Origin of the sequence: Francisella adeliensis (genome assembly GCF_003290445.1) — a bacterium.
Taxonomy (GTDB): domain Bacteria; phylum Pseudomonadota; class Gammaproteobacteria; order Francisellales; family Francisellaceae; genus Francisella; species Francisella adeliensis.
The window spans coordinates 880,199-899,315 of sequence record NZ_CP021781.1; the positions used below are offsets into that span (position 1 = coordinate 880,199).

A 19,117-nucleotide genomic window follows, 5' to 3' on the forward strand; every position below is an offset into this window, starting at 1 on the left:
TCGCGTAGGCGAGTATCTTTTAGATATTAACGGTGATTGAAGAGATTCCCATCTACATGGGAATGACTTTATTGTTTAGTTATAAAAGTAGGAGCAAAATGAAAAAAGCATTTTTTTTTGATATAGATGGTACTTTAGTGCATAAAGTTGGAGATAAATTAGTTGTATCGGATAAAAACATCCAAGCTATAAAAAAGCTTAGAGATCAAGGTTATAAAACATTTATCGCAACAGGTAGGTCGCAAGGCTTTATACCTCCAACAATACTTGATTTGCCAATGGATGGCTATGTTACGGCAAATGGATCAGTAGTCGAAATTGTAGGTAAGATTATCTATGAGAAGCTACTTCCTCAAGAAGCTTTAAATCATGTTTTAGAGTTTTGTGAGAAGCACAATCATGATTGGTTATTTGAAGGTGAATTTGCTTACACAAATAACTTAAAATCAGAAGCTCTAATAGCTTTTTATGAAAGTGTTGTCGTGAATAAAGATAAAATATTTGAAGCTGATCATAGTAATCTAGGAAATAAAACTATATATAATGCTTTGATATTAGGGTACGATGTCGATGTTGTTGGCTTACAACATACTTTAGGTGATGAGGTCGTTACAGCACCACATCCCGCACATGGTTATGTAGATTGTTACCTTAAAGGTAATACAAAAGCTGATGGTATTAATAAAGCGATTAAGCATCTAGGCTTGGAAGACTATGAGACTTATGCTTTTGGTGATGGGAATAATGATCTTGAGATGTTTGGTCGTGTAGATGTAGCAGTAGCTATGGAAAATGCAACTGATGAGTTAAAGCAAAAGGCAAGCTTTATAACAAACTCCAATAATGACGATGGAGTTTATCATGCTATAGCTAAAATCGAAGGTTGGAATACTATCTAGTGATATTTATAGTTTTAGGGTTCATATTTGTTGGGTTATTGATCGGAGTCTTAGCGGGGCTTTTTGGTTTTGGTGGGGGACTGATAGTTGTTCCTGCTGTGATGACATTTATAACAATATATGCGCCAGCATTTGCAAGTGACTCTATGCACATTGCAATAGCTACTTCTTTATTTTGTATGATTTTTACTTCATTAACAGCTTCTTACGCCCATCATCGTGCAAAAAACATACTTTGGAATATTGTACTAAAGCTTAAAGGTGGACTTATATTTGGTGTTATTTTTGGTGCGGTTATAGCTAGTTATTTTTCAAGTGAAGTTTTAAAAGCTTTATTTGTTATATTTATGCTTTATACCATAATAAAATGGGTATCGAAACTACTAAGTAATTCAAAGTCTAGTGTAGCTGTAGAAGATTTACCGGTAAATAAGCCATCATCTAGGGTTTTGTACATTTATGGGTTTATAACAGGGACTGTGTCAGTACTTTTGGGTATAGGAGGAAGTATAATTATTGTTCCTTTCTTCAAGCATCGTAACTATAAGCTTGCTCAAGCTGCAGCTATTGCTACATCAATTACACCGGTTTTAGCTTTATTTGGTGCGGTATCTTATATTCTATTAGGATCTGACTCATCAAGTGTGCCTGATTATTGTTTAGGATTTGTATATTTGCCTGCAGCTATTGGGATTATTATAGGATCTATGATTGGGGCGATTTTTGGCGTTAAACTATCAAAAAGTATTCCTAATAATATACAAAATACAATTTATCTATTTATTATGGTTGTTGTTTTACTTGTTATGATTCTTTAGATAAAGTTGAATTATATATTGGCAGTATTAACTTTTATTGATTCTGGACTATTAGCCTTATAAACAGGGTATTTTGGATTATCAACAGTCATCTTAGGCAAGAATTTAGAGAAAATATCTTTGGTTTTTTGAGTCTCATTAAGCTTTGTTAAGCAGATATTTATATCGTTTTGATATGCTTCTTTACAGTATGATTTTGCAAAGCTATAGAGTTCTGAAAGTTTAAAATCTCCATTTTTATTGCTATGTAGTTGATAAGCTATATAGTCATCTATACTCCATTTTTCAGTAGAATCTTTATGTATGGAATATGTTTTGTATGAAGGAGAGTTTCCATGAGAGGTTGATAGACCTGCTGTATAATATTCGCCTAAAACTTTATCTTTAAAAGGTAGTATCTTAAGCTCTTCAATGTGTGTATGGCCTACGAGGATACCTGCTATTTGATTATGATACTTTTTTATTAGTTTTAAGTATTTGTTCATATAATCTTTTTTGAAAAAGTTTGAGCCATCATAAATGTTATTACCAAAAGGTATATGTGTTGCAATTAGTACAGTTTGGTTATTATCTTTAGCATTTTTCAAAGTATTTTTTAGGAAATCAAATTGCTGATTAGATTCTTCTTTACTAAAGCTAGATATATCAGTATACATTACTGTATTTAGACCAATTAATACTAGTTTATTTTCTAGCTTAATGCTAAAAAATCCAGTGTGAGTATTTTGGTTTATTAGACAAGGGAATACTTTTTTATCTTTATCACAGATTTCACCAGAAGATAAAAATCCATTTTTAAATCCACTTTTCATAGCGATAGTATATGGCGAAATGTTATTACTTTCAAAGCTTCCATAATTTTTTTCAGCACTATCATTATTGCCAAAGACATTAATTATAGGAGTATTAGGGAAGCTTTTTTGCAGGCTTTTATATATTAAAGTTTCATTTTTAGTTACAAATTCTGCTCTGTCTTTAGGTTTTAGTGTGTTGTCATGTCCAACAGCATCTCCAAGATACAAAACTGAGTTAGGTAGATTAGAGCTGTTATATTCAGTAATCTTCTCCATTATTTTATCAAACGAATCTTTGTCCATATCATTTTTAGGATTATAACCTTTCGGGTCACTTTCCATTATATTCTTCTGATTAGCATTTAAATGAATATCTGAAATAGTTAGTAATTTATAGTTATCAGCATCACTTTGTTTAGTTGTATTTGCAATAGCTAAAGATGTTAGGAGACTTAGTATTATGCTTATTTTTATTGCTTGTTTAAATAACATTTAGTGGTTGAGGAATTTTTTTAGATATAGTACTTTAAATTTTGCCATATGCAAAGCTAAACTCTAGGTTTAACTGCTGCCAGTAGATAGAATAAAGGAGCGTTTATAGCAGTAATTATATACTTGATTATTAATGTTGAAAATACCATTTCTAAAGCATATTCATTTGGGATAATTCCAGCAAAAACAAAGCCATAAGTAATTAAAAAACTATCTACTATTTGTGATAATGCTGTAGAGCCAGAGTTTCTAAACCATAACCACTTAAAGTCTGAGTTATAACTCTTAAGTTTTGAGTATATTAGTACATCAAATGATTGAGAAATTAAGTATACAAGGTTTCCTATAATAATAGCTTTTATAGCACCACCATTTAATGAGAAAAATAGATTCATTGCATGGTTAACATCGTTATACTCTTGTTGATTAATCGACTGAAAAAGAGTCGCAAAAAACATTAGTAACATAAATCCTATACCGAAGAATATAGATGTAAGAACCATTTTCTGAGCTTCAGCTTTTCCGTGTTTCTCATTAATAAGATCATTTGCCATAAAAATACCACTAAACATAACATTGCCCATAGTCGCTACAAAGTGAAAGCCTAGGATGTCATATTCTACTCCTTTATTAACTTGTATATTAGCAGCGATCACACTAATAACTATAAATATACTAATACCTTTCTTACCAAAATATTTGTATGACAACAGCATCATTACAAAGTTTGTTAAGGTGTAGGCAATTAGTAGTTCAAAGTTGCTCATTTTAGAGTCCTAATTTTATATTGGAATGATAAAAATTTGTTATAATATATTAAAAATAGTTTTAAACAATAGTTTTAAGGGCTTTTACTTGAATATGTGTTTTTTATCGGTGTATTTTTTTCAAGAAATAATGGTACTAAAATAAATGAATATTCTTATTATCAGAGGTTATGATAGTAGCTTTAGCATGAAAGAAACTATTGAAATATACGGTAAAGCCGTAAATATAACTATGGAACCTATAGGTAAGCCAGTTAACCTTAGAAAAAAGTTCAAGAACATATTATCAAAATATCATCTTGCAGATTATGATCAGATTTATCTAGTATCAATGTCGTCATGTATGACGAGTATTATTGATAAGAAGTACTTTGATCGAGTTTGTTTGATTACTCCTTTTTATCTCTATACAAAACCCGTTTGTAAGCTTTTAAAAGCAGCACCTAAAGATTTTTTTGGATGTCATATTCTGATACTTTTGAATGGTCGTATGGGTACTTTTGATAAGAGAATTAGACTCAAGCTTGCAGAATTAGATAATATTACAGATAATAAATATTTCATGAAACATTTTGAGAATATTGAAGTTATAAAAGGTGTTGATCATTATCTTGGTGAAATGGGGGTATTAGATATTGTTAAAAGTGATATTTCTAAACAAATTTCTAACTAACTTTATAGGCAATCATTCTTAGTCGCACATAATCTGCATACCATTTACCATTTTTGTATAATTTAGTTTTAGCAACATTTTGGACCTCTTTTAAAAATGCATCTTTATTACTAATTTGATCTAATAGGTTACTTCTGAAAGTCGAAACCCAATTAGCTAAACCATTTTTGCCTTCAAGTAAAGTTGGACGGTTAAAAAGCAGAGCGTATCTTACTTCAAAGCCATTTTTTTCAAGTAGAGAAGAGTATTGTGAGAGACTTGGGTAAAAATTTTGTAAATGATAGTCTTTAAGTTGATAGCTTTGAGAAACCTTATCTATAGAAGCCAAGACTTCTTTGATATTTCCATTACCACCCATTTCAAATACAAATCTGCCATTAAGCTTTAATACTTTATGTATGTTCTTAATTACACTTTCTGCATCCATCATCCAGTGAAGAGCAGCATTAGAAAATACAGCATCAAATGTTTGATCTGGGTAATCCAAGTTTAATTGGGCATCTGCTACACTAAACTCAATATCTTCAAAATTTTTTCTAGCACTATCAATCATTGCTTGTGAATAGTCTACTCCATAGACCTTTTTTGCTTTTTTAGAGATATCGCTGGTTAAACGACCTGTTCCGCAACCTAGGTCTAAGATTGTTTCATTTTGATTTGGCTGTAGTAGATTAACTACATCATCGCCATAGTTGGTTACAAAACTTCCTGTAGAGTTATAATGCTCAGCATTCCAAATTTGTTTTTCCATATTTAATCCTTAGTTATTGTAGAGTGGTGCATTAACCAGTATATAAGTAAACCCCAAATCCCAAAGACTAGCCCAACTAGTATCCAGATGTTTTTTGGTAGTAGTACGGTTGTAATTCTTCGTTCAAGTACTCGAGCTATATCCTTTGCAATCGCCAAACCACAGAATATATGTATAAGCACACTAAAAGCTGTAATTATTGGTAAGGAGTTGTTGATTAAAGTGGCTGAAATAGTATTAATATCCATAATAGTAGACCTTTAGAATATGATTTTTGAATCTTCTTGTGAATGATACGTGTTGTTATAATGATCTCTAATTATTTCGATAGTCTCATCGATACTGTCAACAAGATGTAGAATTTTAAAATCACTTTCATCAATAACCTTATTATCAATCATAGTTGTTTTTATCCACTCAATCAAACCACCCCAAAAATCCTTACCAAAGAGTATAACAGGCATATGTGATTTTTTACCAGTCTGTACTAATGTTGATATATCAAATAACTCATCCATTGTACCAAATCCCCCAGGCATAACGACATAAGCCATAGAGTGTTTAATAAACATGGCTTTTCGTGTGAAAAAATATCTAAAAATTAAGCTAATATCTTGATAATCATTTGGTTTTTGTTCATGAGGTAATGTTATATTGAGTCCTACACTTTTAGAACTCCCTTCATGAGAGCCTTTATTCCCAGCTTCCATAATTCCAGGACCTCCACCTGTGATTATACTAAAGCCATGATTTGAAAGTGTTTCAGCAAGCTCCACGGTTTTTCTATAATATTTATTTTCTTTTGAAAGTCGTGCTGAACCAAATATACTAATAGCAGGTGTTAAATTATCGAGCCTTTCATAACCTTCGACTAATTCGGAGGTAATTTTCATGATGTTCCAAGTTTCTTTTGCTCTATCAAAAGTTACTTCACCGTTATGAGAAGGTACTATTTTTTTGGTTTTATTTGTCATTATTTACTCCCTTATAATTTAAATAGTGATTTTTAATGACTGATTATCTATAATTATAGCTATTAGTTTTAAATATTAATACTAGGTTGCAAGCACAGGCTGATAATTAGTACTTTAGTTTGTTGTAAATCTAACTATAAATATAGTTTGTCAAAATCTACAAAGGAGAAATAAAACATGGGTTTTCTAGCAGGAAAAAAAATACTTGTAACAGGACTTTTAAGTAACAAATCAATAGCTTATGGTATCTCAAAGGCTTTACATAGAGAAGGTGCTGAGCTTATCTTTACTTATGTTGGTCAGTTTAAGGAAAGAGTTGAGAAGCTATCTAAGGAGTTCAACCCAGCAGCAGTATTAGAGTGTGATGTAACTTCTGATGAGCAAATTAAAACATTATTTGCAGATGTCGCTAAAGTCTGGGATGGTTTAGATGGGATTATCCACTCTATAGCATTTGCTCCTCGTGATCAATTAGAAGGTAACTTTATTGACTGTGTAACTCGTGAAGGTTTTGCTATTTCTCATGATATTAGTGCTTACTCATTTGCTGCATTAGCAAAAGAGGGTCGTAGCCTAATGAAAGGTCGTAATGCTTCTATGGTTGCTCTTACTTATATTGGCGCTGAAAAAGCTATGCCAAGTTATAATACTATGGGGATTGCAAAGGCATCCTTAGAAGCTACAGTTCGTTATACTGCACTAGCTTTAGGGGAAGATGGTATCAATGTGAATGCTGTATCAGCGGGCCCTATTAAAACATTAGCAGCATCTGGTATTTCAAACTTTAAGAAAATGCTTGACTATAATGCTACGGTTGCACCTCTAAAGAAAAATGTAGATATTATGGAAGTTGGTAATACAGTAGCCTTTTTATGCTCTGATATGGCTTCTGGTATTACAGGTGAAAACGTTCATGTAGATGCTGGCTATCATAGTGTAAGCATGGGCAATGTTCTATAGTATTTAACAAAATCTAGCTCTCAGAATTAACTGTAAGCACTTTCTTTTTTATTCAATAATTTTTCAAAATTCTTAACTTTAGATTATTACATATATCTTTAATAAGATTTACTTATATATAATATAAAAAACTTTTGTTTTACTAATATTGAATATGAACTTACAATTGCTCCATAAGTTTATTAACTCATTGTTAAATATGAGAAAATCAAGGAGAATCATAATGAAAAAAAAGCTTGCTGGTTTGGCTTTAACATCACTATTAATGGCAACTGCCTCTAATGGTATTGCAAAGACATCTTTGCAATGTTTAGATAAGTCTTTTACACTTCAATTGTTAGGGTCTGGGGGTCCTATCAGTGATGATAAAAGAGCATCACCAGGCGCAGTTATATGGATGGATGGTAAATCTAAAGTATTAGTTGATGCTGGTGGTGGAACATATCTTAGATTTGGTCAGTCAGGTGCTAGAATTGAGGATTTAGAAAGCATTAATATGACTCATTTCCATGCAGATCATTCAGCTGATATCCCTGCAATATTAAAAGGTGCTTATTTCTCAGATAGAAAGACAGACTTACCTTTTTCTGGTCCTATTCACGGCGGATTATTCCCAAGCGCTACTGAGTTCTTACAAAGAGTTTTTGGTAAAGATAGCGGAACTTATGCTTATTTACATGGAATCCTTACGGGTACAGATGGTTTTCCATTTAAACTAGATCCAGTAAAGAATATTGATTATACAAATAAAACTCCAACAAAAGTATTTTCAAATGATGAATTTACAATTTGGGCATTAGGAATTCCTAAAGGTGATGTACCTGCTTTAGCATATAAAATAGTTTCTAAAAAAGGAACTATAGTTGTTGCAGGTTCTAGTGGTCATAATCAACCAGATGACTTTAGAAAAGCATTTGTTGATTTTGCTAAAGGTGCTGATGTACTAATGATGCCTATGCCAATAGATGAAAATGCAGATAAAGCTTCAACATTCTTGCATGCTAAACCATCAACAGTTGGTAAAGTTGCTGCAGAAATTAATCCTAAAGTTTTAGTGTTGAGCCATTTCTTAGGTAGAGGATTAGTCTTAAAAGATCAATCTACAAAAATTGTTAAAAAATACTATAAAGGTCAGGTCTATGAAGGCAGAGACTTATCATGTTTCCCAGTTGATGGAATAAAAAAGGAGAGTAAAGATGAAAAATAAAATACCTTTAACAATAGCGTTAACAGCTACAATGAGCTTAAGTGCAGCATTTGCAGCAGATACTAGCAGTACTGATAATTCATCAAGTGCTGAAGCCTCTGAAACAAGCCCAATAGCACAGGGTGAAGGAAAATGTGCGAGTGGTAAATGTGGATCACTTAAAAAGTTTGGTGTTGTTGAAGTAGATGCAGATGAGCAAGATGGAAAGCTTGTTCGTGTCAGAGATGGCAACTGTGGAACAGGAAGCAACAAGGTTTATGGTAAATTAGACAAAAAAGAAGTACCTCAGTTAGGAAAATGCTCTAGTGGAGTTTGTGGAAAATGATTAAAAAATCTCAGGGTATAGGCTTAAGGTCTGAACATCAAGCTGATTTGGCAAGTAAAAAAGTTGATGGAATTGATTTTCTTGAGCTGTCACCTGAGAATTGGATGAATTTAGGTGGTTATAAAAAAACTTACTTAGATAAAATCGCATCAATCTATTCACTAGTAGCACATGGTTTAAATCTATCAATAGGTGGTTTTAAACCATTAAATACTGATTTTGTAAAGCAAGTAAAAGTATTTTTAGATGAGTATGATATAGAGATATACAGTGATCATTTGTGTTTTACTGATGATGATAAAGGTTATTTATATGATCTTTTGCCTGTACCTAGGCAGAAAGAAAATATTGACTATATCGTAAGTAGAATACAGCAGGTTCAAGATATTATCAAAAGACCGTTGGTTCTTGAAAATATATCGTACTACCATAAGTTTGAAAAAGATATTTCTGAGACATATTTTATAAATACTATCTTAGAAAAAAGTGGTGCTAAATTGTTGCTTGATATTAATAATGTATATGTAAACGCTCTTAATCATAGCTATGATCCGTATGCGTTTATTGATGAAATTAAGCAAGAAAGTATTAGTTACTACCATATCGCAGGGCATTTGCAAACTGAAGATATTGTCTTAGACACTCATGGTAAAGATGTGAATCTAGCTGTTAAAGACTTAGCTAAGTATACTGTCAAAAAGCATGGTTGGCATCCGTTGCTACTAGAACGAGACAATAGATTACCTAGTTTGTCAGAGCTTGTATCTGAGCTTAATGGTATAACTGCCCATATAAATCAGGAGTAAAAAATGAAGATACCTGAGTCACTAAAACTACAGATGGAGAACTTTACTAATAGCATTAGAACTGGTTCGAAAACTAAAGATTTAGAGTTGTATCGTGAGTTTATAGTGAGTAATGTTGAAGGAGTTTTGGAAAATACCTTTCCATACTTTAATACTTACGCTTCTGATAAGAATAAAAATGAGTTAGTTGACTATTTTCTGCAGCAAAATGATAGTAATGATCCGGCATTTCACCAGATTGCTACAGAGTTTTTAAAATGCTCTCAAAATATAGAGCTAGGTACTGAGTTGAAAAAATTATTAGAGTTTGAATGGTTGATATTTAATACTGAAATTTCGCCAGAAAAAGCTTTTGACAATAAACAAATTAACATCGAAATTGATTATAGAGATGTAGTTAAAGTAGATGCTAATCCAACGCTAAATTTTATATCTCTACCTTTTGAGATATGTGATTTAGAGAAAAGTTTTGATAGTGTTGATGATATTTCTTATGCGGTATATCGAAATATAAATGACAGAGTCACATATCAAAAAGTGAGTATAGTTGATCATCTAGTCTTAAAATCCTTAATAGATGAAGGGGTTGAAAAGACATTTGAATTAATAGGTTATGAGAATCTAAGTATAAACCGTAAAAGTGATTTTTTTAAAAAAATTACAAATTGGCATAATCAAAATATGATTAGATTGAATTTGAAAGGAGAAAAAAATGATAAATAAAGTATATAATCTTTATTCTAAGGTTACTAGTAAGTTTGTATCGGTAGACTTTTTGCTACTTTTAGGAATTAGACTATATTTGGTGCCAACAATGTTTGTTGGAGCTAGATCTAAAATTGAAGGGTTTAGCACTACAGTAGCATGGTTTGCAACGCCAGCATCAAAAGGTGGTTTAGGAATGCCTTTCCCAGAAGTTATGGCGTTTTTAGCAACATCTGCTGAAGTACTTGGCTGTATAGGGATTGCTTTAGGTCTATTTACTAGACTAGTTTCTATCCCGATGATGTTTGTTATGGGGGTTGCTGGTGTAATGGTACATTGGGCTCACGGCTGGCCTGCAATTGCTGACAAAACAGCAGAGTCTACTCAAAGACTAAACGACTTATTTATTTGGTTAGCTCAAAACTTCCCAGATAGATATAACCATGCTACAGCTTTAGGAGATCCTGTTGTGCTAAATGGCGGAATGGAGTTTTCAGTAACATATTTTATTATGCTATTTACACTATTTATATATGGTGGTGGTAGATATGTAAGTGCTGACCATTGGTTAAAGAAAATATTTATCAAAAAATAATAAGAAAAATAAAAGATTTATTTCAATCCTAACTTCACCAAGTCGTGGAGTGTTACTACACCAATTATATGATTTTTCGAGTCTACAACTGCTAGACTTGTAATTTCAAACTCTTCCATTATTTCAAGAGCAGTTATTGCTAAATCATCTTTTGAAATTGACTTAGGATTTTTGCTCATTACATCTGCTATAGGTAAGTGAGAGTTAAAGCTGTCAGCTTCAAAGATTCTTCTTAAATCACCGTCAGTAAATATACCTAGTAGCTCATTGTTTTCAGTAATAAGAGTATTACCTATACCTTTACTACTAATTTCGAGTATTGCCTTACGAATAGTGTCTGTTGGGTTTATAGTGGGTATTTCATTTTCTCTACGCATAATATTTTCAACTTTCAAAATTAGTTTTTTACCTAGTGCACCACTAGGGTGAGAAAATGCAAAATCCTTAGCTGAAAAATTCTTTGCTTTTAACAATGCGATAGCTAGAGCATCACCAAGTACTAGTGTAGCTGTAGTACTTGAGGTTGGAGCTAAATTTAGAGGACAAGCTTCTTTTTGTACTCGTAGGTTTAGGGTAACATCACTTGCTTTTGCCATTAGGGAGCTACTATTACTAGTCATAGTAATAATTGGTATTTTTAGGTACTTAATCATAGGCATAAGACCCATAATTTCTCCAGAGTTACCGGAGTTAGATATAGCGATTAAAACATCGTTAGCTGTAATCATGCCAAAGTCACCATGTCCAGCCTCGCCTGGATGAACAAAAAAAGCAGGGGTACCAGTACTAGATAAGGTTGCTGCTATTTTCTTACCTATATGTCCTGATTTACCCATTCCTGTAATTATAACTCGACCATTTGGGTTTTTTAGGATTATGTCGCATGCTTTTTCAAAATTTTCATCTATAGAGTTTTTGAGTGTTTCTAAAGCACTAATTTCGAATTCGAATGTTTTTTTTGCATTCTCAATATTACTCATGTATAAGCCCTTAGTATGATATAAATAATTGATTAACTTAAATATTATAGGATTTGTCTAAGCTTAGCTCAATTATTTTATCGGATTATGGTAAAATAATTTTAAATAACTTTAATATAATGTATTTCAAATATGAGTGTTTTTCAAATTAATCCATCAATTTTATCTGCTGATCTAGCAAGACTTGGTGAAGATGTAAAAGCTGTACTTGATGCAGGAGCTGATAATGTCCATTTTGATGTGATGGATAATCACTATGTACCAAACCTTACATTTGGGCCTATGGTCTTAAAAGCGTTGCGTGATTATGGTATTACAGCGGGTATGGATGTGCACCTTATGGTTAAGCCTGTAGATAGTATGATAGAGAGTTTTGCAAAAGCTGGCGCTAGTAGCATAGTTTTTCATCCAGAAGCGAGTGAGCATGTAGATAGAAGTTTACAACTAATTAAGTCTTATGATATTCAAGCAGGGTTAGCTCTTAATCCAGCTACTAGTTTAGAATGCTTAAAATATGTAGAGAAACATATTGATAGAGTATTGCTTATGTCTGTGAATCCTGGTTTTGGAGGACAAAAGTTTATACCCGAGATGCTTGATAAAGCAAAAGAAGTTTCAAGCTGGATAGAATCTACAGGTAGAAATATAACTTTAGAAATAGATGGTGGAGTAAATCCACAAAATATTGTAGAAATTGCTAAGTGTGGTGTGAATGCTTTTGTGGCGGGATCTGCTATTTTTAATTCAGATAGTTATAAGAATACTATTTCTAAAATGCGTGAAGAGTTAGCTAATATATAAGATGTTTGTATATATTAAGATATTTGAACTTGTAGTTTCAGTAGTTATTATACTTGCTAGTTATTCTATTCCGCTTCATTTTTTTAACTACAACTCTAGTAACTTTTCAAGTTTTAATTTTCTTGCGATATTTATGGCTATCATAGCGATATTAATCCTATTGTTAGCTGAATATACTAATGGTGAAAAAGTTTCTAAGACAAAAAATATATTAAAGGTTATTATTTCCTCTCTAGCTATAGCAATAGTGATTACAGCATTAGCTTTCTTTTTAAGAGGATTTTCATTTCCAAGAAGTATTATACTTATCGGTTTTGTAGTTCAAGTAGTGTTTTTATCATTTACTAGAGTGTTTTTTAGGAGCCTTATTAGAAAAACTATTTATAACAATATACTACTTATTGGTTTAGCAGATGAACAGCAGTGGATTTTTGAAAAAGCTGAAAGCTCTAAATTACCTAAAGAAAAATTAGGTGGATATTTTGAAATTGATAACGATGGCTATGACTTAGAGACTATAGTTTCACAATATACAAAAGCGTTTATATCTGATAAAGCTTTAAAAATAATGACAGATGATGACTTAGCTTGTTTGAGTCAAAATAATATAGAAATAGTCGTGATACCGCGTAAATATGAAATATCTATATGGGGAGCAATGCTTGTACCTCTAGGTGACAGTGTTGCAATGAGTGTAAGAAATTTTGGACTATCCTTTGAGGCACAAATAGTAAAAAGAATATTTGATATAGTGTTTAGTGTAATTTTTATAATAATAAGTTCGCCTATAATGCTAATTACAGTATTAGCAATATACTTAGAAGATAAAAGTAATCCATTTTTTGTACAAGAACGAGTAACAAAGCATAATAAAAAATTTAAGCTAATCAAGTTTAGAAGTATGAGCGTTGATGCAGAATCAGCAACTGGAGCTGTATGGGCAACAAATGATGATGCTAGAATAACCAAGGTAGGTAAGTTAATCAGACCATTGTGGATAGATGAGTTACCGCAATTTTTTAATGTACTGAAGGGTGATATGTCTATAGTTGGTCCTCGTCCTGAAAGGCAACAACTTATAGAAGAGTTTACAAAAGATACTCCAGAGTTTTCTTATAGAACAAAAGTAAAAGCAGGAATTACTGGGTATGCTCAAGTTTTGACTAGTTACTCAACACTTCCAGAAAATAAATTAAAGCTGGATTTAATATATATCCGTAGGTGGAGCTTTTTGTTTGATTTATTGATAATAATCGAGACAGTTAGGGTAATTTGCATGAAGTTTATCGGAACCTTTCGACCAAGTAAAAAAGACGTTAGTGTTAAAATAGAAAGAGTGGTAGATGGAAATTATATAAGGTATACATTATGAGTAAAAAAGTATTAGTAACAGGTGGTGTAGGTTATATAGGTAGCCATACAGTAGTTGAGTTGTTAGCTCGTGACTATGAAGTTGTAGTGGTTGATGATTTATCAAACAGTAAAGAATCTGTGATAGATAGAGTCAAAGAGATTTCGGGTAAAGATTTTGATTTTTACAAACTAAATATACTAGATAAAGACTTATTAAAGAAAGTATTCCAAGAGCATAAAATTGATTCAGTAATTCATTTTGCAGGCTTTAAAGCAGTTGGTGAAAGTGTCGAGAAACCACTAGAGTATTATTATAACAATATTGTAACTACTCTAAACTTACTTGATGTGATGAAAAAGTATGACTGTAGAAACTTCGTGTTTAGCTCATCAGCAACTGTATATGGTATGACTAATAAACCTCCATTTGTTGAAACTATGCCACTTAGCACTACTAATCCGTATGGTGCAACTAAGCTGATGTGCGAAGATATTCTGAGAGATTTTCAGCATGCAAATCAAAAGTTTAATATAACTTGCTTGAGGTACTTTAACCCAGTAGGTGCTCATAAAAATGGTCTGATTGGCGAAGACCCTCAAGGAATACCAAACAACCTTATGCCATATATCGGTCAAGTAGGTTCTGGTAAGCTTAAAGAACTTAAAATCTTTGGTGGAGACTATGATACTCATGATGGTACGGGTGTGAGAGATTATATCCATGTGGTAGATTTAGCGATAGGGCATATATTAGCTTTAGAAGGTATTGCAGGAGATACACCAGCATGGCGAGCATATAACATAGGCTCAGGTGAAGGCTATAGTGTACTTGACTTAGTCAAAGCTTATGAAAAAGCATTAGGTAAAAATATACCCTACCAAATAGTAGACAGAAGAGCAGGTGATATAGCTGCTGGATTTGCTAATGCTTCAAAAGCAAAAACAGAACTAGGCTTTGAAACAAAGAAATCTGTAGATGATATATGTGAAGATATTGTTAGGTGGGAAAATTACGCGAGAGAGAATGATTTATGAAAACTCTCTATAGATTAAATAATTATTATAAGCTTTCAACTTTGCTTTTAAGTTTTAGCTATAAGCTCGTAAAAAGTTAAAAGAGGCTCTTGTTTTAACTATGTTAGAAGTTTTAAAGTTATTTACTGCTGTTTTAGATACTAAACAAAAAAAACGCTTTATAGTATATGTAGTGCTATTATTTATCGGTTCTATATCTTCTATATTTGGCATAGGTGCAGTTATACCTTTTATATCTGTACTTTTACAGCCTGAAAAAATCACGGAGTACTCTTTATTTCAGGGCTACAGTTATCACCAGATGGTTTTATTTTTAGCTATGATTTTAGTACTAGCTTTTTGGCTTAAAAATACAATAGCTGCTGGGCTTCTATTATATCAAACTAAATTTTTAAACGGTTTAACAGCAAGTATACAGAGTAAGCTTTTTAAAAAATATATATCTATGGATTATGAATACCATCTTGGTAGAAGTACACCAGCGTTAATTCGTAATATAAATACAGAAACCTCGCAGGTCTCTGGTGGGATTATAAATCCATTAGGAGCATTAATTACGGATTTATTCTCGACTTTTTTTATTGTGGCAGTATTGCTTTATTTAAATGTACTTTTTAGTAGTGTGATTATCTTATCATTAGGCATTTTTGTACTAACCTTTATGTCATTTATCCGTAAAAAGTCAGCGGAACAAGGTAAGGTTCGCTCAGCTGTTTGGGCTAGTATGACAAAATCAACTTTAAATGGTTTGAGTGGTATAAAAGAGGTGAAACTTTATCAGCGAGAAGATTATTTCACAAATAACTTTGATGATAAATCTCAGCAACTAAAAAAAGCTACTATTTTTAGTAACTTCTATCAACAAATACCTAAAATGTTTATAGAAGCTATAGCTATATCTGTGGTGTTTATTATGCTTGTAGTTTTTATATACTCTGGTGTTTCAGCTGTTGATTTGTTTGTACTCTTATCCGTATTTGGTGTTGCATCAGCACAGTTACTACCTGCGTTAAATAGAATAATGTCATCATTAACTAATATAAAGTACTCAAAGCAGGCGTTAGTCACAATCCATAAAGAGCTTTGTGGTGACAATGATATAGTAAATAATAGCTCTAAACTAAATGAGATAAACGAACCAATATTTAATAAGCAGATAAAGCTAGAAAATATTAGCTATAGCTACCCAGATGGTACACAAGCTTTAAAAGATATTTCAATAAATATACAAAAAGGCAAAAAAACTGCTCTTATAGGGCCATCAGGGTCTGGTAAAAGCACCTTGGTTGATTTGCTTTTAGGGTTTTATATCCCACAACGAGGAGGTATTTATATAGATAGTGACAAAGTAGACAGTGTTAAAACTTTACAAAAGCTATTTGCATATATCCCACAGCAGATAATTCTTTATGATTGTTCTATAAGAGAAAATATTGCCTTTGCAATGAATCAAAAGAATATTGATGATGCTAGAATATGGAAGTGCTTAGAAATGGCTAAGCTTAAAGAGTTTGTCAAGGGTTTACCAAAGAGCATAGATAGTTTTGTTGGTGAAAACGGTATAAGACTATCCGGTGGTCAAAGACAAAGACTGGGTATAGCTAGGGCGTTGTACCAGAACCCGCAAATATTAGTGATGGATGAGGCAACATCTGCTTTAGACAATGAGACAGAAAAAGAAGTCACAAATGTGATAAAAGAATTAAAAAATATAACTATCGTAACTATTGCTCATAGGCTTAGTACTATTGAGGGGTATGATAAGGTTTATAGTTTAGATAAAGGGATTCTAAAATGATAAATGTAACAAAAACATATCTACCCAATAAAGAAAAATATAAAAGTTATATTGATGAGATATATCAAAATGGTTGGATAACTAATAATGGACCATTAGTTAGAAAACTTGAAAAAAGGCTTGAAGATTATTTGGGTGTAAAAAATGTTGTATTAGTTTCTAATGGAACAACAGCTCTTGAAATTGCATATAGAACTTTAGATTTGAAAGGCTTTGCTGCAACTACTCCATTTTCATTTGTTGCTACTACTAGCTCGTTAGTCACAAACAATATATTGCCAATATATGCAGATATAGACCCTAATACATTTAATATTGATGCTGAGAATATAGAAAAAGCGATTACAAAGAATACTAATGCAATTGTAGCAACTCATGTTTTTGGTAATCCTTGTGATGTTGAAGCTATACAAAAGATAGCAGATGAAAAAAAATTAAAAGTTGTATATGATGCAGCTCATGCTTTTGATGTTGAATATAAAGAGCAAAGTATACTTAATTATGGAAATATAAGTACACTAAGTTTTCATGCGACAAAATTGTTTCATTGCATAGAAGGTGGTGCATTGATAATTAATGATGATGAGCTCGTGCAAAAAGCTAGGTACTTAATAAATTTTGGCTTTGAAAATGCTGAATCTATCCCTCATTTAGGTACAAATGCTAAGATGAATGAGTTTGAAGCTGCTATGGGCTTATGTGTACTTGATGATATAGAGAGCATCCATAAATCTAGAAAGGAAGTAGCTCAGAGGTATAAAGCAGAGTTAGATGGATTGGTTCAATTTCAAGAGTTTAATTCTAATGCTATAGAGAATTATAGTTATTTTCCTATAGTTTTTAAAGATGAAGAAGAGTTACTAAGGGTACAGAAAGCTTTAAATGAGGAGAGTATTTATCCAAGGAGATATTTTTATCCTTCCTTAGATACTTTAGACTATATAGAACCAAAGCAATATATGCCCATCTCAAGAGATATATCAAAAAGGATAATGTGTCTGCCTATTTATGCCGAGTTGGATAAGAGTGTTCAAAATAAGATAATTAAAATCATAAAGAGCCAATTGTGAAAAAATATAATATTCTAGTATTTCCTGCAGGTACTGAGATAGCTAATGAAATTATAAACTCATTAAAGAATCATAAGTATTTTGATCTTGTATTTGCATCAAGTGAAAGTAATGCTTATTGCAACTTTAGAAATAAAGAGGTTAATAGCCTGTCTTATGTAAGTGATAAATCGTTTTTAGATGATTTAAGAGATTTAATTTCAAGAAGGAATATAGATTTTATTATTCCTGCTCATGATGATGTAGCATATAAATTAAGTCAAATTGATAACATCATAGATGCTCAGATAATTGGACAATCTAAAAGAGTTAATGATGTGGTGAGATTTAAAGATGTTACTTATAACTACTTTTCAAATATTCTGCCAATAGCAAAACTCTATGATGGAGAAATTTCATTAGATGATTTCCCAATATTTGTTAAACCCAAGAGGGGGCAGGGTTCACAAAATTCGCAAAAAATCAGCTCCTTTGAAGAGTATCGGTCATTTTTTCTGAATAAAATAGAGGAAGAGTTTGTATTGATGGAATACTTAACTGGTACAGAATTCACAGTTGACTGTTTTTCTGATAAGTCTAAGGTACTTTATTATGGAGCAAGAACTAGAGAAAAAACTTCAAGAGGAATTGCTACTCAGTCAACCTTTATATCTTGTGATCAGCTAAACCAACAGTTTAGAAAATATGCAGAACTTATTAGTGAGTCTTTAAATTTGGAAGGTATTTGGTTTTATCAAATGAAGCTTGATAAAAATAAAGAACTAAAACTTTTAGAAATTGGGGCAAGAGTATCAGGAACTATGATGTTAAATCGTGCTAGAGGAATAAATTTTGTAGAACTTGCTCTTTATCAAAAACTTGGGTTTGGCGTTAACATAGCTCATAATAATATTGAGATTTCACTTGCAAGGGCATTAGTCCCTATTTATAAGAGTAGTATTAAATTTGAGAATTTATATGTTGATTTTGACGACACCCTTTTTCTTAACGAAAAAGATATTAATACGGACCTTATAAAGCTTATTTTCCAAATTAAAAACGAGTGTAAAAAAGTATACTTAATAACTAAAAACTCTAAACGAAATCTTGCAAAAGCATTACATAGGTTTGGTATTTTAAATATTTTTGATGAGATAATACATCTTCAAGATGATGATAAGAAAGTGAAGTATATGAAAGAGCATTCTATTTTGATTGATGATTCTTTCGCAGAAAGAAAAGAGGTTATTGATAGAGGTTTATACGCAGTAGGTGTGGATTCTATATCTACTCTGTTCAGAGATAAGAATTAAAAAACAATAGGAATGCCGTTGA

21 protein-coding genes are annotated in these 19,117 nt (G+C 31.9%); 15 read left to right on the top strand and 6 right to left on the bottom strand.

Features of this window, described 5'->3' with window-relative positions; translation table 11 throughout:
- Positions 1–98 precede the first annotated feature (98 nt).
- Both CDH04_RS04300 and CDH04_RS04305 read left to right on the top strand, forming a co-directional pair.
- A complete protein-coding gene (locus tag CDH04_RS04300) occupies positions 99–899 on the top strand; it encodes an HAD family hydrolase (protein WP_112869850.1) in 801 nt (266 codons plus the stop codon).
- Positions 899–1,717 (top strand): sulfite exporter TauE/SafE family protein, encoded by an 819-nt coding sequence (locus CDH04_RS04305; RefSeq protein WP_112869851.1) that lies wholly within the window; start codon positions 899–901, stop codon positions 1,715–1,717. Before CDH04_RS04300 ends, CDH04_RS04305 begins: the two co-directional genes overlap by 1 nt.
- Positions 1,718–1,728: 11 nt before the next feature.
- On the opposite strand, the gene CDH04_RS04310 is transcribed toward CDH04_RS04305, so the two are convergent.
- Positions 1,729–3,003 carry a metallophosphoesterase gene (locus CDH04_RS04310; protein WP_112869852.1) on the bottom strand — a complete coding sequence of 425 codons (1,275 nt, stop codon included), beginning with the start codon at positions 3,001–3,003 and terminating at the stop codon, positions 1,729–1,731.
- A gap of 56 nt (positions 3,004–3,059) precedes the next feature.
- Positions 3,060–3,770, bottom strand: coding sequence for a queuosine precursor transporter (locus CDH04_RS04315; protein ID WP_112869853.1), 711 nt, complete (start codon positions 3,768–3,770; stop codon positions 3,060–3,062).
- 145 nt (positions 3,771–3,915) lie between these two features.
- Between CDH04_RS04315 and CDH04_RS04320 the strand changes: the two genes are divergently transcribed.
- Complete coding sequence (locus CDH04_RS04320; RefSeq protein WP_112869854.1) at positions 3,916–4,443, top strand: hypothetical protein; 528 nt, start codon at positions 3,916–3,918, stop codon at positions 4,441–4,443.
- Here CDH04_RS04320 and CDH04_RS04325 read toward each other — a convergent pair.
- The 3 genes from CDH04_RS04325 to CDH04_RS04335 are packed head-to-tail and all read right to left on the bottom strand — an operon-like array spanning position 4,436 to position 6,168.
- The gene (locus tag CDH04_RS04325; RefSeq protein WP_112869855.1) at positions 4,436–5,194 is read right to left on the bottom strand and encodes a class I SAM-dependent methyltransferase; all 759 of its coding nucleotides are present in this window, start codon (positions 5,192–5,194) and stop codon (positions 4,436–4,438) included. The genes CDH04_RS04320 and CDH04_RS04325 overlap by 8 nt on opposite strands.
- 2 nt (positions 5,195–5,196) lie before the next feature.
- Positions 5,197–5,442 carry a hypothetical protein gene (locus CDH04_RS04330; protein ID WP_112869856.1) on the bottom strand — a complete coding sequence of 82 codons (246 nt, stop codon included), beginning with the start codon at positions 5,440–5,442 and terminating at the stop codon, positions 5,197–5,199.
- A 12-nt stretch (positions 5,443–5,454) separates the two neighbouring features.
- Positions 5,455–6,168, bottom strand: a complete 714-nt coding sequence (locus tag CDH04_RS04335) for an LOG family protein (RefSeq protein WP_112869857.1) — start codon at positions 6,166–6,168, stop codon at positions 5,455–5,457.
- 177 nt (positions 6,169–6,345) lie between these two features.
- On the opposite strand from CDH04_RS04335, the gene CDH04_RS04340 reads away from it, so the two are divergent.
- The 6 genes from CDH04_RS04340 to CDH04_RS04365 all read left to right on the top strand — a co-directional run bounded on the left by CDH04_RS04340 (position 6,346) and on the right by CDH04_RS04365 (position 10,766).
- A complete protein-coding gene (locus CDH04_RS04340) occupies positions 6,346–7,128 on the top strand; it encodes an enoyl-ACP reductase FabI (protein WP_112869858.1) in 783 nt (260 codons plus the stop codon).
- 265 nt (positions 7,129–7,393) lie between these two features.
- A complete protein-coding gene (locus CDH04_RS04345) occupies positions 7,394–8,335 on the top strand; it encodes an MBL fold metallo-hydrolase (protein WP_409254764.1) in 942 nt (313 codons plus the stop codon).
- Positions 8,325–8,660, top strand: coding sequence for a hypothetical protein (locus tag CDH04_RS04350; RefSeq protein WP_112869860.1), 336 nt, complete (start codon positions 8,325–8,327; stop codon positions 8,658–8,660). The genes CDH04_RS04345 and CDH04_RS04350 overlap by 11 nt, the downstream gene beginning before the upstream one ends.
- Positions 8,657–9,466: an MbnB/TglH/ChrH family RiPP precursor modification enzyme gene (locus CDH04_RS04355; RefSeq protein WP_112869861.1), complete on the top strand. Its 810-nt coding sequence runs from the start codon at positions 8,657–8,659 to the stop codon at positions 9,464–9,466. The genes CDH04_RS04350 and CDH04_RS04355 overlap by 4 nt, the downstream gene beginning before the upstream one ends.
- A gap of 3 nt (positions 9,467–9,469) precedes the next feature.
- A complete protein-coding gene (locus CDH04_RS04360) occupies positions 9,470–10,189 on the top strand; it encodes an HvfC/BufC family peptide modification chaperone (protein WP_112869862.1) in 720 nt (239 codons plus the stop codon).
- The gene (locus CDH04_RS04365) at positions 10,179–10,766 is read left to right on the top strand and encodes an HvfX family Cu-binding RiPP maturation protein (protein WP_112869863.1); all 588 of its coding nucleotides are present in this window, start codon (positions 10,179–10,181) and stop codon (positions 10,764–10,766) included. The genes CDH04_RS04360 and CDH04_RS04365 overlap by 11 nt, the downstream gene beginning before the upstream one ends.
- Positions 10,767–10,783: 17 nt before the next feature.
- On the opposite strand, the gene CDH04_RS04370 is transcribed toward CDH04_RS04365, so the two are convergent.
- Positions 10,784–11,746 carry a KpsF/GutQ family sugar-phosphate isomerase gene (locus CDH04_RS04370; protein WP_112869864.1) on the bottom strand — a complete coding sequence of 321 codons (963 nt, stop codon included), beginning with the start codon at positions 11,744–11,746 and terminating at the stop codon, positions 10,784–10,786.
- Positions 11,747–11,878: 132 nt separating this feature from the next.
- Here CDH04_RS04370 and rpe point away from each other — a divergent pair, with 132 nt between their 5' ends.
- The 6 genes from rpe to CDH04_RS04400 all read left to right on the top strand — a co-directional run bounded on the left by rpe (position 11,879) and on the right by CDH04_RS04400 (position 19,095).
- The gene (gene rpe, locus CDH04_RS04375) at positions 11,879–12,547 is read left to right on the top strand and encodes a ribulose-phosphate 3-epimerase (RefSeq protein WP_112869865.1); all 669 of its coding nucleotides are present in this window, start codon (positions 11,879–11,881) and stop codon (positions 12,545–12,547) included.
- A 1-nt stretch (position 12,548) separates the two neighbouring features.
- Positions 12,549–13,919, top strand: a complete 1,371-nt coding sequence (locus tag CDH04_RS04380; RefSeq protein ID WP_112869866.1) for a sugar transferase — start codon at positions 12,549–12,551, stop codon at positions 13,917–13,919.
- Positions 13,916–14,935, top strand: a complete 1,020-nt coding sequence (gene galE, locus CDH04_RS04385) for a UDP-glucose 4-epimerase GalE (protein ID WP_112869867.1) — start codon at positions 13,916–13,918, stop codon at positions 14,933–14,935. The genes CDH04_RS04380 and galE overlap by 4 nt, the downstream gene beginning before the upstream one ends.
- A gap of 100 nt (positions 14,936–15,035) precedes the next feature.
- Complete coding sequence (locus CDH04_RS04390; protein ID WP_112869868.1) at positions 15,036–16,733, top strand: ABC transporter ATP-binding protein; 1,698 nt, start codon at positions 15,036–15,038, stop codon at positions 16,731–16,733.
- Positions 16,730–17,803 (top strand): DegT/DnrJ/EryC1/StrS family aminotransferase, encoded by a 1,074-nt coding sequence (locus CDH04_RS04395; protein ID WP_112869869.1) that lies wholly within the window; start codon positions 16,730–16,732, stop codon positions 17,801–17,803. Before CDH04_RS04390 ends, CDH04_RS04395 begins: the two co-directional genes overlap by 4 nt.
- The gene (locus CDH04_RS04400; protein WP_112869870.1) at positions 17,800–19,095 is read left to right on the top strand and encodes an ATP-grasp domain-containing protein; all 1,296 of its coding nucleotides are present in this window, start codon (positions 17,800–17,802) and stop codon (positions 19,093–19,095) included. Before CDH04_RS04395 ends, CDH04_RS04400 begins: the two co-directional genes overlap by 4 nt.
- Positions 19,096–19,117: the final 22 nt, after the last annotated feature.